This is a genomic window from Streptomyces diastaticus subsp. diastaticus (genome assembly GCF_011170125.1).
Taxonomy (GTDB): Bacteria; Actinomycetota; Actinomycetes; order Streptomycetales; family Streptomycetaceae; genus Streptomyces; species Streptomyces diastaticus.
Genome location: NZ_BLLN01000005.1, coordinates 1,534,915 through 1,549,238, shown reverse-complemented (window position 1 = coordinate 1,549,238; position 14,324 = coordinate 1,534,915). Strand labels below are relative to the sequence as shown.

Below are 14,324 nucleotides of genomic sequence, written 5' to 3'. Positions count from 1 at the left end.
GAGGGACAGCACCGCGCGGCCACCTGGCGCGCGGCGAAGGGAGACGGACGGCCCCACCCGGCGTACGCCGGACCGCGCCCGGCGCGTGGCTCCGGGCGCACGCCGGTGCCGGGCCCCGGCGCACCGACGACCGGGGCGGCGGCCCGGCGGGGGCAACCGTTTCCCTTCGGCGTACGTCAAGGGGAGACAAGGGCACCCCGTGCCCCCGGGCCGCGGCGGAACGGCGCCATTCCGATGGCGTACAAAGTCCGTCCGCCCGGTTGCCCCCCGCGTTCGCGACCCCCCTAGACTGGACCTCCAGCAGGTGGCCACAGGCTCGAAAGGCACCCCCGTGTCCCTCGGCAAATCCCCTGAAGACAACGGTTCCTCCACCGCGGCCGAGGTCGAGGACGAGCGTCCTACGACCGAGCAGGCCCCCGCCCCCGCGCCCGACGACGCCACCGACGACGGGCCGGCCGAGCCGGCCCCGCCCAAGCTGGAGATCGGCCGCACCCTGGCCCGCGCCCGCGCCGAGGCCGGCCTCGGCGTCGACGAGGTCAGCGCCGCCACCCGGGTCCGCGCCCCGATCATCCAGGCCATCGAGCAGGACGACTTCTCCCGCTGCGGCGGCGACGTCTACGCCCGCGGCCACATCCGCACGCTGGCGCGCGCCGTCGGCATCGACCCCGAACCTCTCGTCGCCGCCTACGACGACGACCACGGCGGACGCCCGGCCCCCACCGCGCCCGCGCCGCTCTTCGAGGCCGAACGCATCCGCTCCGAACCGCGCCGCCCCAACTGGACCGCGGCCATGGTCGCCGCCATCGTCGCGGTCGTCGGCTTCGTCGGTTTCACCCTCTTCAGCGGCGACGGCGACGGCGCCAAGAACGTCGCGGGCGAGAACGGCGGCACCGCGCCCTCCGCCACGCCCTCCCGGTCCGCCGAGAAGCCCGCGCCCGACCCCAAGCCCTCCGAGAGCGCCATCGCGGCGGCCCCCGCCGACCGGGTGACCGTCAAGATCACGGTGCCCGAGGGGCGGAGCTGGCTCTCGGCCAAGGACCACAACGGCCAGCTGCTGTTCGACGGGACCCTGGAGCAGGGCCAGACCAAGACCTTCACCGACAAGGAACGCGTCGACCTGGTGATCGGCGACGCCGGCGCCGTCGAACTGCTGGTCAACGGCGAGGAGATCGAGGACCGCTTCCAGCCCGGCCAGGTCCAGCGCCTCTCCTACACCAAGGGCGACCCGAACGCCGGCTGAACGCCCGCGCGGGGCCCTGTCCCGGCCGGGGCGGGGGCCCCGGCCGGGACAAAGTAGTCTTGAGCCCATGCCTGAACGCCGTACCGTCGCTCTCGTCACTCTCGGATGCGCCCGTAACGAGGTGGACTCGGAGGAGCTCGCAGGCCGCCTGGAGGCGGACGGCTGGCAGCTCGTCGAGGACGCCGAAGCCGCCGACGTCGCCGTCGTCAACACCTGCGGCTTCGTGGAAGCCGCCAAGAAGGACTCCGTCGACGCCCTCCTGGAGGCCAACGACCTCAAGAACCAGGGCCGTACCCAGGCCGTGGTCGCCGTCGGCTGCATGGCCGAGCGGTACGGCAAGGAGCTGGCCGAAGCCCTCCCCGAGGCCGACGGCGTGCTCGGCTTCGACGACTACGCCGACATCTCCGACCGGCTCCGAACCATCCTCGGTGGCGGCGTCCACGCCTCCCACACCCCCCGCGACCGGCGCAAGCTGCTGCCGATCAGCCCCGCCGAGCGCCAGGAGAGCGCCGTCGCGCTCCCCGGCCACGCCCAGGAGCCCGCGGCCGCCCCGGCCGACCTGCCCGACGGCCTCGCGCCCGCCTCCGGGCCGCGCGCACCGCTCCGCCGCCGGCTGGGCACCAGCCCGGTCGCCTCGGTCAAGCTGGCCTCCGGCTGCGACCGGCGCTGCTCCTTCTGCGCCATCCCCTCCTTCCGCGGCTCCTTCATCTCCCGGCGCCCCTCCGACGTGCTCCAGGAGACGCGCTGGCTCGCCGGACAGGGCGTGAAGGAGATCATGCTGGTCTCCGAGAACAACACCTCGTACGGCAAGGACCTCGGCGACATCCGGCTGCTGGAGACGCTGCTGCCGGAGCTCGCGGAGGTCGACGGCATCGAGCGGGTGCGCGTCAGCTACCTCCAGCCCGCCGAGATGCGGCCCGGCCTGATCGACGTCCTCACCTCGACGCCGAAGGTCGCCCCCTACTTCGACCTCTCCTTCCAGCACTCCGCGCCCGGCGTCCTGCGCGCCATGCGCCGCTTCGGCGACACCGACCGCTTCCTCGGGCTGCTGGAGCAGATCCGCGCCAAGGCCCCCGAGGCCGGTGTCCGCTCCAACTTCATCGTCGGCTTCCCCGGCGAGAGCGAGGCGGACGTGGCCGAGCTGGAGCGGTTCCTCACCGGCGCCCGCCTCGACGCCATCGGCGTCTTCGGTTACTCCGACGAGGACGGCACCGAGGCCGCCGGGTACGAGGAGAAGCTTTCCGAGGAGGTCGTCGCCGAGCGCCTGGCGCGCGTCTCCCGACTCGCCGAGGAACTCGTCTCGCAGCGCGCCGACGAGCGGGTCGGTGAGAGCGTGGAGGTACTCGTCGAATCCGTCGACGAGGAAGAGGGCGCCGTCGGCCGGGCCGCCCACCAGGCCCCCGAGACCGACGGGCAGATCCTCTTCACGAGCGGCGCGGACCTCACCCCGGGCCGTATGGTCGTGGCCAAGGTGGTCGGCACCGAGGGAGTGGACCTCGTCGCCGAACCCCTGCACGTGATCGAGGAGGCGGGCAGATGACCGGAGTGCCGGCGTCCACGGCCGGTGGAGCCCATGCGGCGGGCGGCGTACGTGGCGGCCGGCGCGGGACTCCGGCCGTACGGCAGGCCGGCGTCTGGAACATCGCCAACATCCTGACCATGATCCGGCTGCTGCTGGTACCCGGCTTCGTGGCGCTGCTGCTGGCCGACGGCGGGTACGACCCCGCGTGGCGCGCGCTGGCCTGGGCGGCCTTCGCGGTCGCCATGATCACCGACATCTTCGACGGGCACCTCGCCCGGACGTACGACCTGGTCACGGACTTCGGGAAGATCGCCGACCCGATCGCCGACAAGGCGATCATGGGCGCCGCGCTGATCTGTCTCTCCTGGCTCGGGGAACTGCCCTGGTGGGTGACGGCGGTGATCCTCGGGCGCGAGCTGGGCATCACGCTGCTGCGCTTCTGGGTGATCAGATTCGGCGTGATCCCGGCCAGCCGGGGCGGCAAGCTGAAGACCCTCGCCCAGGGCACGGCGGCCGGGATGTACGTGCTCGCGCTCACCGGTCCGCTCGCCACCCTGCGGTTCTGGGTGATGGCCCTGGCCGTGGTGCTGACCGTCGCGACCGGCCTCGACTACGTCCGGCAGGCCGTGGTGCTGCGCCGGGCGGGCCTCGCCGCCGAACGCGCCGCCCGGCGCGAGGCGGCCGCGGACCCGGCCGCGCGGGAGTCCACCCTCGGTGAGGTCGGCCCCGCCGTCCCCACCGCGACGGCGTCCGAGGCGCTGGTCGCCACGGCGGCCTCGGCGGCCGGTCCGCAGGGCCGGTCGGCCGAGAAGCCGGCGGCGGCCGAGCCGGCCGGCCGGGAGCAGGAGAAGGGCCAGGACGCCACGGGCGTCCGGCAGAGCGGCAGGGAGACCCGGCGGTGAGCGCCGAGGCGGAGCGGGCCCTGCGGCTGCTGGAGGCCCGGGGCGAGACGCTGGCCGTCGCCGAGTCGCTCACCGGGGGGCTGGTGGCCGCCGCCGTCACCGCCGTCCCGGGCGCCTCCACCGTCTTCCGCGGTTCGGTCACGGCCTACGCCACGGAGCTCAAAGCCCGGCTGCTCGGCGTCGACGAGGCGCTGCTGCGGGCCAGGGGCGCCGTCGACCCCGAGGTCGCCCGCCAGATGGCTCAGGGGGTGCGCCGGGAGCTGGGCGCCGAGTGGGGCGTGGCCACCACCGGCGTGGCCGGCCCCGAGCCGCAGGACGGCCGCCCGGTGGGCACCGTGTACGTCGCCGTGGCGGGACCCCGCGGAGGGAAATCGGCCGCGCTGCGGTTGAACGGCGGCCGTGCGGACATCCGTATGGAGAGTGTCCGGAGGGTTTTCGGCCTGCTCGTCGGGGAACTGGGCGGAGACAGGCGGGCGCAGGACACGGAACAGAACGGGGAGACCTGATGTTTGCAGCCCTGAGTGAACACGACATCGCTCCCCGCACGGCCGCAGCGGTAGGCGGTACGGTGGGGCGTGAAGGATGCGGTTACTCGGTCCGAGGAGGGAGCCACCGATGATTCTGCTTCGTCGCCTGTTGGGTGACGTGCTGCGTCGGCAGCGCCAGCGTCAGGGCCGTACTCTGCGCGAAGTCTCCTCGTCCGCCCGAGTCTCGCTCGGCTATCTCTCCGAGGTGGAGCGGGGGCAGAAGGAGGCCTCCTCCGAACTGCTCTCCGCCATTTGCGACGCGTTGGACGTACGGATGTCCGAACTGATGCGTGAGGTCAGTGACGAGCTGGCGCTCGCGGAGCTGGCGGCGTCCGCCGCGGCCACCGACCCGGTGCCGGCACCGGTCAGGCCCATGCTGAACGCCGTCTCCGTCGCCGGTGTGCCGCCGGAGCGCGTGACGATCAAGGCGCCCGAGGCCGTGGGCGTCGCCGCCGCCTGACCGGCCGGCGAGAAGAACGGCACGTCGTACGTGTGAGCCCCGGTGGGGCGGGCACGCGGTCCACAAGATCCGCTCCCGCCGCCACCGGGGCTTCTCGTTGGGCGACGACGGCGTCGCCCGGCCCGGAGCCGCCCCTCGGGCGGTCGCGGTGGCCGACGGGAGGCCCGGATCTTCCGCACAGCGGGTAGCGGCCCGATCCACTGAACGATCGGTCGAAGTTACCCAAATCGGTCATCTGTGTCATCGTGGTCATGGCCGCGACGGCCCGCCGTCGATGACGGGTGACCGGCCGTGACGACATGGAGGAATGTGATGAACGTGGTCAAGAGCCCGCTTCCGGAGACCGACCTCAAGGTGGTCGCGGGTGCCTTGCAGGGCGCCCTGGTGGACCTGATCGACCTCTCCCTGGTCGCCAAGCAGGTGCACTGGAACGTCACCGGCCCGCGTTTCCGCTCGGTCCACCTCCAGCTCGACGAAGTGGTCGACACCGCGCGCGGGCACTCCGACACGGTGGCCGAGCGGGCCTCGGCCCTCGGCGTCTCCCCGGACGGCCGTGCCGCGACCGTCGCCGGCACCAGCGGCATCGGCGTGGTCAACGAGGGCTGGATCAAGGACGTGGACGCGGTCAACACCCTGGTGGAGGCGCTGGGCGCGGTGATCGGCCGGATGCGGGAGCGCATCGAGGCGACCGGCGAACCGGACCCGGTGAGCCAGGACATCTTCATCACCATCACCGCCGACCTGGAGAAGCACCACTGGATGTTCCAGGCGGAGAACGGCTGAGTGGACAGCGTCCGACGATGAACCCCGGGGGCGGGCCGCGACGCGCGGCCCGCCCCCGGGGCGTCGACGGCCCGGTACGGAGGTACCAGCGTCATGGCTCCACGTGGACTGCGATGGATACCCGCCGGCGCGGTGGCCGCGCTGTGGTGCGTGGCGGTGGTGCGGGCCGCCCAGGAGTTCGGTGGCGTGGCCGGGACGGCGGCGGTGCTGGCGGGCGGCTGGGGTCTGAGCGTCCTGCCGGTGCACTGCGTGCCGAAGGCCCGCGCCCAGCAGCAGACGGCCCGGGTGCGCAGGGCGGCGGAGCGACTGGTGGCCCGGGTGCGCGGGGGGAGGCCGGGGGAGCCGGGAGCGGGGTGAGGCGGAGGCGCTGAGGGAGGCGGGGCCGGACGGCCTCAGGTGGCCGGTGCGGGGGCGGGGCCCGACTGGCAGCCGGGGCACCAGCACGTGGGGCGCTCCCGGGTGGGGTCTCCCTGCTGGGCGGTCCGGACGGGCGTGCCGCAGCGCAGGCAGGGGCGGCCCGCCCGGCCGTAGACGTACAGGGGGCGGTCGGGGCGGCCGGTGGTGGTGCGGCGCGGGCGGTGGCGGTTGGCCTCCAGGAGGCGCGCCGCGAGCGCGGTGAGGCGTTCGGGATCGGGTAGCTCACCGACGGGGAGCCACGGGGTCACCCGCAGCAGGAAGCACAGTTCGCTCTTGAAGACGTTGCCTATGCCCGCCAGATTGCGCTGGTCCAGCACCGCCTCGCCGACCTCCCGCCCGGGTGCGGCCAGCAGCCGGGCCAGCGCCTCGCCGGGTGACCAGTCGGGGCCCAGCAGGTCGGGGCCGAGGTGGCCGACGGCCTCGTCCTCGGCCGAGGTCCGCAGCAGGTCCAGGACGGGCAGGCGGTAACCGACCGCGGTGTGCGAGGCGGTGCCGAGGACCGCGCGGATCTGATGGCCGGGCCCCCCGCGCCAGCGCTCGCCCGGGGCGAAGATCCGCCACGATCCGTCCATCCGCAGGTGGGAGTGGAGAGTGAGCCCGCCCTCCAGACGGGTCAGCAGGTGCTTTCCCCTGGCGACCACCTCCAGCACGCTGCGGCCGGTGAGGTCGGCCGTCGCGAGGCGGGGCACGCGGAGGTCGGAGACGGTCAGCCTTTCACCGGCGAGCGCCTTGTGCAGGCGTCCCGCCGCCTGGTGGACGGTGTCTCCCTCGGGCATGCCTCCATGATGCCGGGGGGAGGGAGCGGGCGCGGCGAGGGCGTCGTACCGGCGGCGCGGGGCGGCTGCGCGCACGCCCCGTCCGGCGGGGCTCAGGCTCCCGTGCCGAACGGCCCTTCCGGGCCGAAGGCGAGGGCCGCGAACCGCTCGCCCATGCGGCGGTGGGTGGCCGCGTCCGGGTGGAGCTGGTCGGGCAGCGGCAGCTCGGCGACGTCCGCCTCCCCGTACAGTTCCCGGCCGTCGAGCAGGTGCAGGTGCGGGTCGTCGGCCGACCGCTGCCGCACGATACGGGTCAGCTCCTCGCGGACGACGTTCAGGGTGAGCTTCCCGGCGGCCCGCTCCGCCGGGTCGCCCGCGGCCTTGAACTGGAGGCGGCCCTCCCCGACAGTGCTGAAGTCCGGGGCGCTGGGCCCGGGGGTGTCCTCGTGGATGGGGCACAGCACGGGGGTGATCACCAGCAGCGGGGTGGTGGGATGGCCCTCGCGGATCGTGTCGAGGAAGCCGTGGACGGCCGGGGTGAAGGCCCGGAGCCGCATCAGGTCCGCGTTGACGAGGTTGATGCCCACCTTGACGCTGATCAGGCCGGCGGGTGTGTCGCGCAGCGTGCGGGCGGTGAACGGGTCCAGCAGGGCGCCGCCTCCCAGTCCCAGGTTGACCAGCTCCGCGCCGCCCAGCGAGGCGGCCAGCGCGGGCCAGGTGGTGGACGGGCTCGCGGCGTCGGAGCCGTGGCTGATCGAACTACCGTGGTGCAGCCAGGTGCGCCGTCCGCTCTTCGGAACGGGCGCGACGGGCTCGTCCGTACGCAGGGCGACCAGTCGCGTCGCCTCGTTGTGCGGCAGCCATATCTCGACGTCCTTGACGCCGGCGGGCAGCTCGGCGAACCGCACCGTGCCGGGCGGGCCGGGCACCGTCTCGAAGGTGCCGGCCGTCATGTCGATGGTGAGGGTGTCGCCGCCGGACGCGGTCGCCTGGTCGACGAGACGGCCGTCGACCACGAGGTCGTACAGTCCGTCGGGCCGGGGCGGAGCGCCCACGTACACCCGCTTGGTCGGCAGCGTCTCCAGGGCGACGGCGGTGGCGCGGGTGCGGAAGACCAGCCGGACGCCGGCGGGCTGGGCCTCGGCCATGGCGAGCTGGCCGTCGGTGTTCTGCGCGCGGGCCCAGCCGGGCAGCCGGTGCGGCAGGACGCCGCGCCCGGTGTGTTCCAGCTCCAGGGCGCCGCGCACGAGGTCGTCGGTGAGCGGGGTGGTGACCGGCGTCCGGTCGGCTTCGGTGTGCATGGTTCCGCCTGGGAGGTCGCGGGGAGGTGAGGGATCGGTCGCCGGGCCGCCGGTGGGCCACGGCGAGGGGGCCGGGGGTCTTTCGGGGTGTCGAGGTCAGGGCTCGGCGGGCCAGTTGCGGAGCAGCGCGTCGAGGGAGTCGACGATCCGCCGCCAGCTCTCCCCGGAGTCCGGGGGGCTGTGGCTGAAGCCGCCGGACGCCTCCAGGCTGACGTAGCCGTGGAAGACACTGCCCAGCAGCCGCACGGCATGGGTCTGGTCGGGCTCCGTCAGGTCGTAGCCCCGCAGGATCGCCCGGGTCATCTGGGAGTGCCGGACGCCCGCGCCGGCCGCCGCCGTCCGCGGATCGAGGCGGAACCGGGCCGCCGCGTACCGCCCGGGGTGCTCGCGGGCGTACTCCCGGTACGCGTCGGCGAAGGCGGCCAGCGCGTCCTTGCCCGCCCGGCCGGCCACGGCGTCGGCCGCGCGGTCGGCCATCTCCGCCAGGGCGAGCAGGGCGATGCGCGTCTTGAGGTCCTGCGAGTTCCTCACGTGGGAGTAGAGACTCGCGGCCTTCACGTCGAACCGTCTGGCCAGCGCGGAGACGGTCACCTGGTCGAAACCGACCTCGTCGGCCAGCTCCGCCCCGGCCCGGGTGAGGCGCTCGGGGGTGAGACCTGCGCGGGGCATGGGTGGGTCCTTCCTTTTGCCTAAGGCAAGGTTGCATCTTCCTATGGAGTGTAGGCAAATGTGAGGGGGGTGGAGCGCCTCAACCGGGCCGGCCAGTTCCGCACGGCCACCGACGGCCTGGGCATCCACTTCCTGCACCGCCGGTCGGCGCGCGCCGACGCCACCCCGCTGCTTCTGACGCACGGCTGGCCGGGCAGCGTCGCCGAGTTCATCGACGTGGTGGACGAACTCGCGGACCCCAAGGACGCCGACGCGCCCGCGTTCCATGTCGTGGCCCCCTCGCTGCCCGGCTTCGGCTACAGCGACAAGCCCGCCACCACCGGGTGGGGCACGGAGAAGAACGCGGCCGCCTGGGTGGAACTCATGGACAGGCTCGGCCACAGCCAGTTCCTCGCCCACGGCGGCGACTGGGGCGGCAACATCACCACGGTCCTCGGCGGCAGGTTCCCGGAGCGCCTACTCGGAATCCCCTCGACCTTCGCGGAGGCACCGCCCGGCCTGACGACGGACGGGCTGACGGCGGCCGAGCGCGGGTGGACCGAGGAGACCCGTGACTTCCGGCACCGTCGCGCCGCGTACGCGAAGCAGCAGGCGACCCGGCCGCAGACCATCGGCTACGCACTCGTCGACTTCCCGGTCGGGCTGCTCGCCTGGATCCTCGACAAGTTCGCCGAGTGGTCGGACACCGAGGACAGCCCGTTCGAGCGGATCTCCCGGGACCGCGTGCTCGGCAACGTCACCCTGTACTGGCTGACACGGAGCGGCGCCTCGGCGGCCCGTATCCACTACGAGAGCCACCATTCCCTCGACCCCGGCCTGAGGGGCGACATCCCGTCAGCCATCACCATGTACCCCCGCGACATCGAGAAGACCCCGCGCGCCTGGGCGCACGAGCGATACCGGAACATCGTCCGCCGGCGCTCGCCCGGAGCCGGGGGCCACTTCCCGTCGCCGGAGGTGCCGGAGTACTTCGTCAGGGATCTGCGCGAGGGCCTCGCGGCGGTACTGGCCGCCGCCGGCCGGTGAACGCCGGGCGACCGCGAGGACGCCGGCCGACCGGTGGACGCCGACGGGGCGGGCCTGTCGCGGTCATCGCCCCCCGCGCAGCCGCAGTCCCCTGGGCGTCGCGTGGAAGCCCGCGTTCTCCAGATGGGCGCCGACCGGTGAGGTCAGCGCGGGCTCGCCGTTGACGCGTTCCACCGTGACCGTGCCGAGGGAACCGCCGGCGGCCGACCCGGCCAGGGCGTGCGCGGCCCCCTCCAGACGGGGGTCGGGGGCCGAAGGGTCGTCCAGGGAGGTGGAGGGCCAGGCCAGCAGGGTCTTCCCGCCACGCTCCATGTACATGGCCAGCTCGCCGTCGACCAGCACCACCATCGCGCCTGCCTTGCGGCCCGGCTTGTGTCCGGCCCCGGTCGGCGGCTCCGGCCAGGGGAGGGCCGCACCGTACGCGTTGGCCGGGTCGGCCGCCGCCAGGACCAGGGCCTGCCGGGGCGGGCCGCCGCTCTCCCGCTCGGCGGCCGTCGCGGAGGCGCGGAGCCGGTCCACCGCGCCGTCCATCGCGAACTGGGCCGCGCCCAGCCCCTCCACCACGTAACCCCGACGGGCCTGCCCGCTGTCCTCGAAGGCCGACAGCACGCGGTACATGGCGAGGAAGCCGCCCTCGACGCCCTCCGCCGCCACCGCGCCCCGCGTGACCACTCCGTGCCGGTCGAGGAGGGCGCGGGCCAGAGCGTGGGCCCGCAGCGTCGGGTCCGGTTCGAGCGGCGGCAGCAGGGACCAGCGGCCCGCCACCGTCGGCGGGCCCGTCCGCGAAGCCGTGCGCGGCGCGGTGGCCAGAGCGCCGAACCTGCCGCGGGGGACGCTGCGACGCGCCCGGTGCGCCGTGGACCCGGCGGTGCGGCCGGAACCGAGGAGGGCGCGGAGCGGGGCCGCCGTGTCGTTGGTGAGCCGGCCCGACCAGGTCAGCTCCCAGATCGCGTCCGCCAGCGCCTGGTCGGACACGGCCGGGTCGGCGCCGCGGACCTGGTCGGCGATCTGACGGAAGAACAGACCGTACCCTCCGGCCAGCGCGTCCAGCACCGACCGGTGCAAGGGCGTCAGCTCCAGCGGGTGCGGCGGCGGCAGGAGCAGCGGCGCGTTCTCCGCGAGGTGGAGGGAGACCCATCCGTCCTTGCCGGGGAGCGAGCCGCTGCCCGCCCACAGCAGTTCCCCCGTGGCCGTCAGTTCGTCGAGCATCGCCGGGTGGTACTGCGCCACCCGGGACGGCAGCACCAGCTTCTCCAGCGCGGAGGCCGGCACCGACGCCCCCTGGAGCTGCTCCACCGCGCGGACCAGCCCGTCCAGCCCGCGCAGACCCTGCCCGCCCAGGTGCTGCCACGGCGGCAGGAAGCGGGCCAGCGCCGTCGGTTCCACCGGCTCCAGCTCCTGCCGCAGCGCGGCCAGCGAACGGCGGCGCAGCCGGCGCAGCACCGTCGCGTCGCACCACTCCTGGCCGACGCCCGAGGGGTGGAACTCGCCCTGCACGACCCGGCCGCTCGCGCCGAGCCGCTCCAGCGCGCCCTCGGTGACCGCCCGGCCGAGGCCGAACCGCTCCGCCGCCGCCGCGGCCGTGAACGGGCCGTGCGTGCGGGCGTACCGGGCCAGGAGGTCACCGAGCGGGTCCCGCACCGGCTCCGTGAACGCCTCCGGGACGCCGACCGGCAGGGCCACGCCGAGGGCGTCGCGCAGCCGCCCGGCGTCCTCGACCGCCGCCCAGTGCTCCACCGAGGCGATCCGCACCTCGATGACGCGCCGGGCCGCCGCCAGCTCCCGCGCCCACGCCGGGTCGGCGCCACGCTCCGCCAGCTCCGCCGAGGTCAGCGGGCCCAGCACCCGCAGCGCGTCGGCGACGCCCTCGGCGTCCTTGATCCGCCGGTCCTCGGTGCGCCACTGGAGCTCCCGCTCCAGCTCTGCCAGGACCTCCGGGTCCAGCAGTTCACGCAGCTCGGCCTGGCCCAGCAGCTCGGAGAGCAGCCGCGAGTCGAGCGACAGCGCCGCCGCCCGCCGCTCGGCCAGCGGCGAGTCGCCCTCGTAGAGGAACTGCGCGACGTACCCGAAGAGGAGGGAGCGGGCGAAGGGGGACGCCTCCGGCGTGGTGACCTCGACCAGGCGGACGCGGCGCGCCTCCAGATCACCCATCAGCTCGGTGAGGCCGGGCACGTCGAAAACGTCCTGGAGGCACTCGCGGACCGCCTCCAGCACGATCGGGAACGAACCGAACTCGCTCGCCACCTGGAGCAGCTGGGAGGCCCGCTGCCGCTGCTGCCACAACGGAGTGCGTTTGCCGGGACTGCGGCGCGGCAGCAGCAGCGCGCGCGCCGCACACTCCCGGAACCGTGAGGCGAACAGCGCCGAGCTGCCCACCTGGTCGGTGACGATCTGCTCGATCTCCCCCTTGTCGAAGGTGACGTCCTGGGCGCCGACCGGGGCCTGCTCCGCGTCGAACGCCGTACCCGCACCCGACGCGCCCTCGTCCAGCAGGTCGAGGCCGAGGAGGTCCGCGTCCGGCAGCCGCAGCACGATCCCGTCGTCGGCGTGCATCACCTGGGCGTCCATGCCGTACCGCTCGCTCAGCCGCGCGCCCAGCGCCAGCGCCCACGGCGCGTGCACCTGGGCGCCGAACGGCGAGTGGACCACCACTCGCCAGTCACCCAGCTCGTCCCGGAACCGCTCCACGACCACCGTCCGGTCGTCCGGGATGTGCCCGCACGCCTCGCGCTGCTCCTTGAGGTACGACAGGACGTTGTCCGCGGCCCAGCCGTCCAGGCCGGCGGTGAGCAGCCGCAGCCGGGCGTCCTCCTCGGGCAGCGCCCCCACCTCGCGGACGAACGCGCCCAGCGCCCGGCCCAGCTCCAGCGGACGCCCCAGCTGGTCGCCCTTCCAGAACGGCAGCCGCCCCGGCACACCCGGAGCCGGGGAGACCAGCACCCGGTCGCGGGTGATGTCCTCGATCCGCCACGAGGTCGTCCCCAGGGTGAAGACGTCGCCGGTACGCGATTCGTAGACCATCTCCTCGTCCAGCTCACCGACCCGGCCGCCGCCCTTCTTCGGGTCCGCGCCCGCCAGGAAGACGCCGAACAGGCCGCGGTCGGGGATGGTGCCGCCGGAGGTGACGGCCAGCCGCTGCGCCCCCGGGCGGCCCGTCACGGTCCCCGCGACGCGGTCCCAGACCACGCGGGGCCGCAGCTCGGCGAAGGCGTCCGAGGGATAGCGGCCCGCGAGCATGTCCAGAACGGCGGTGAACGCCGACTCCGGCAGCGAGGCGAACGGGGCGGCCCGCCGCGCCAGCGCCAGCAGGTCGTCGAACTGCCAGGTGTCCATCGCGGTCATCGCGACGATCTGCTGGGCCAGGACGTCCAGCGGGTTCGACGGGACCCGCAGCGCCTCGATCCGCCCCTCCCGCATCCGCTCCGTCACCACCGCCGACTGCACGAGGTCACCCCGGTACTTCGGGAAGACCACGCCCGTGGAGACCGCGCCGACCTGGTGCCCCGCCCGCCCCACCCGCTGGAGCCCCGACGCCACCGACGGCGGCGACTCGACCTGCACCACCAGGTCCACCGCGCCCATGTCGATGCCCAGCTCCAGGCTGGAGGTGGCCACCACGGCGGGCAGCCGGCCCGCCTTCAGATCCTCCTCCACCTGGGACCGCTGCTCCTTGGAGACCGAACCGTGGTGCGCGCGGGCGATCAGCGGGGGCGCCCCCGAGGCCGACGAGGCGGCGCCCATCAGCTCGGCGGGGGAGTGGTCCTCCGGCATGGTCTCGCCGGTGGCACGCTCGTAGGCGATCTCGTTCAGCCTGTTGCACAGGCGCTCGGCGAGGCGCCGGGAGTTGGCGAAGACGATGGTCGAGCGGTGCGACTGGATCAGGTCGGTGATGCGCTCCTCGACGTGCGGCCAGATCGAGGGGCGCTCGCCCGCGCCCTCGTCGGTCACCGGCGAGCCGCCCAGCTCGCCGAGATCCTCCACCGGCACCACCACCGACAGGTCGAACTCCTTGCCCGACGCCGGCTGGACGCTCTCCACCCGGCGCCGCGGCGACAGGAACCGTGCCACCTCGTCCACCGGCCGGACCGTCGCCGACAGCCCGATGCGCCGGGCCGGCTTCGGCAGCAGCTCGTCCAGCCGCTCCAGGGAGAGCGCCAGATGCGCGCCGCGCTTGGTGCCCGCCACCGCGTGCACCTCGTCGAGGATGACCGTCTCCACGCCCGCCAACGCCTCGCGCGCCGAGGAGGTCAGCATGAGGAAGAGCGACTCGGGTGTGGTGATGAGGATGTCCGGCGGCCGCGTCGCCAGCGAGCGCCGCTCCGCCGCCGGGGTGTCGCCCGAGCGGATGCCGACCCGCACCTCTGGCTCCGGCAGCCCCAGTCGCACCGCCTCCTGCCGGATGCCCGTCAGCGGGCTGCGCAGATTGCGCTCCACGTCGACGGCGAGCGCCTTCAGCGGGGAGACGTACAGCACACGGCAGCGCTTGCGGGACTCGGCGGGCGGGGGAGCGGACGCCAGCGAGTCCAGTGCGGAGAGGAACGCGGCCAGCGTCTTGCCGGACCCGGTCGGCGCCACCACCAGCACGTCCGAACCCTCGCCGATGGCGCTCCACGCCCCCTCCTGGGCGGCGGTGGGCGCCGGGAAGGCCCCGGCGAACCAGTTCCGGGTCGCCGGGGAGAACGTGTCGAGCGCTGAGCGTGCCATGGCTCCCATCGTGCACCC

Annotated in this window: 11 protein-coding genes and 1 pseudogene; 8 read left to right on the top strand and 4 right to left on the bottom strand. The window is 74.4% G+C overall.

Annotation, left to right across the window (positions count from 1 at the left end; genetic code table 11):
• Window positions 1-331: 331 nt before the first annotated feature.
• The 7 genes from Sdia_RS24130 to Sdia_RS24100 all read left to right on the top strand — a co-directional run bounded on the left by Sdia_RS24130 (window position 332) and on the right by Sdia_RS24100 (window position 5,791).
• A complete protein-coding gene (locus tag Sdia_RS24130) occupies window positions 332-1,240 on the top strand; it encodes a helix-turn-helix domain-containing protein (RefSeq protein ID WP_115069008.1) in 909 nt (302 codons plus the stop codon).
• A 67-nt stretch (window positions 1,241-1,307) separates the two neighbouring features.
• A complete protein-coding gene (gene rimO, locus Sdia_RS24125) occupies window positions 1,308-2,780 on the top strand; it encodes a 30S ribosomal protein S12 methylthiotransferase RimO (RefSeq protein WP_100457921.1) in 1,473 nt (490 codons plus the stop codon).
• Window positions 2,777-3,664: a CDP-diacylglycerol--glycerol-3-phosphate 3-phosphatidyltransferase gene (pgsA, locus tag Sdia_RS24120; RefSeq protein ID WP_189400113.1), complete on the top strand. Its 888-nt coding sequence runs from the start codon at window positions 2,777-2,779 to the stop codon at window positions 3,662-3,664. Before rimO ends, pgsA begins: the two co-directional genes overlap by 4 nt.
• Complete coding sequence (locus Sdia_RS24115) at window positions 3,661-4,170, top strand: CinA family protein (protein WP_100457919.1); 510 nt, start codon at window positions 3,661-3,663, stop codon at window positions 4,168-4,170. Before pgsA ends, Sdia_RS24115 begins: the two co-directional genes overlap by 4 nt.
• Window positions 4,171-4,279: 109 nt before the next feature.
• Complete coding sequence (locus Sdia_RS24110; RefSeq protein WP_100457918.1) at window positions 4,280-4,651, top strand: helix-turn-helix domain-containing protein; 372 nt, start codon at window positions 4,280-4,282, stop codon at window positions 4,649-4,651.
• A 312-nt stretch (window positions 4,652-4,963) separates the two neighbouring features.
• The gene (locus tag Sdia_RS24105; RefSeq protein WP_100457917.1) at window positions 4,964-5,434 is read left to right on the top strand and encodes a Dps family protein; all 471 of its coding nucleotides are present in this window, start codon (window positions 4,964-4,966) and stop codon (window positions 5,432-5,434) included.
• Window positions 5,435-5,527: 93 nt separating this feature from the next.
• A complete protein-coding gene (locus Sdia_RS24100) occupies window positions 5,528-5,791 on the top strand; it encodes a hypothetical protein (RefSeq protein WP_100457916.1) in 264 nt (87 codons plus the stop codon).
• A gap of 35 nt (window positions 5,792-5,826) precedes the next feature.
• On the opposite strand, the gene Sdia_RS24095 is transcribed toward Sdia_RS24100, so the two are convergent.
• The 3 genes from Sdia_RS24095 to Sdia_RS24085 all read right to left on the bottom strand — a co-directional run bounded on the left by Sdia_RS24095 (window position 5,827) and on the right by Sdia_RS24085 (window position 8,576).
• Window positions 5,827-6,627 carry an Fpg/Nei family DNA glycosylase gene (locus Sdia_RS24095; protein WP_115069011.1) on the bottom strand — a complete coding sequence of 267 codons (801 nt, stop codon included), beginning with the start codon at window positions 6,625-6,627 and terminating at the stop codon, window positions 5,827-5,829.
• A gap of 92 nt (window positions 6,628-6,719) precedes the next feature.
• The gene (locus tag Sdia_RS24090) at window positions 6,720-7,907 is read right to left on the bottom strand and encodes an SGNH/GDSL hydrolase family protein (RefSeq protein WP_100457914.1); all 1,188 of its coding nucleotides are present in this window, start codon (window positions 7,905-7,907) and stop codon (window positions 6,720-6,722) included.
• A gap of 96 nt (window positions 7,908-8,003) precedes the next feature.
• Window positions 8,004-8,576, bottom strand: a complete 573-nt coding sequence (locus Sdia_RS24085) for a TetR/AcrR family transcriptional regulator (protein WP_100457913.1) — start codon at window positions 8,574-8,576, stop codon at window positions 8,004-8,006.
• Window positions 8,577-8,648: 72 nt separating this feature from the next.
• Here Sdia_RS24085 and Sdia_RS24080 point away from each other — a divergent pair.
• Window positions 8,649-9,602 (top strand): annotated as a pseudogene (locus tag Sdia_RS24080) (alpha/beta hydrolase); the annotation flags it as partial.
• A gap of 63 nt (window positions 9,603-9,665) precedes the next feature.
• Here the strand turns inward: Sdia_RS24080 and Sdia_RS24075 are convergent.
• Window positions 9,666-14,306, bottom strand: a complete 4,641-nt coding sequence (locus tag Sdia_RS24075; protein WP_189500571.1) for an ATP-dependent helicase — start codon at window positions 14,304-14,306, stop codon at window positions 9,666-9,668.
• Window positions 14,307-14,324 lie beyond the last annotated feature (18 nt).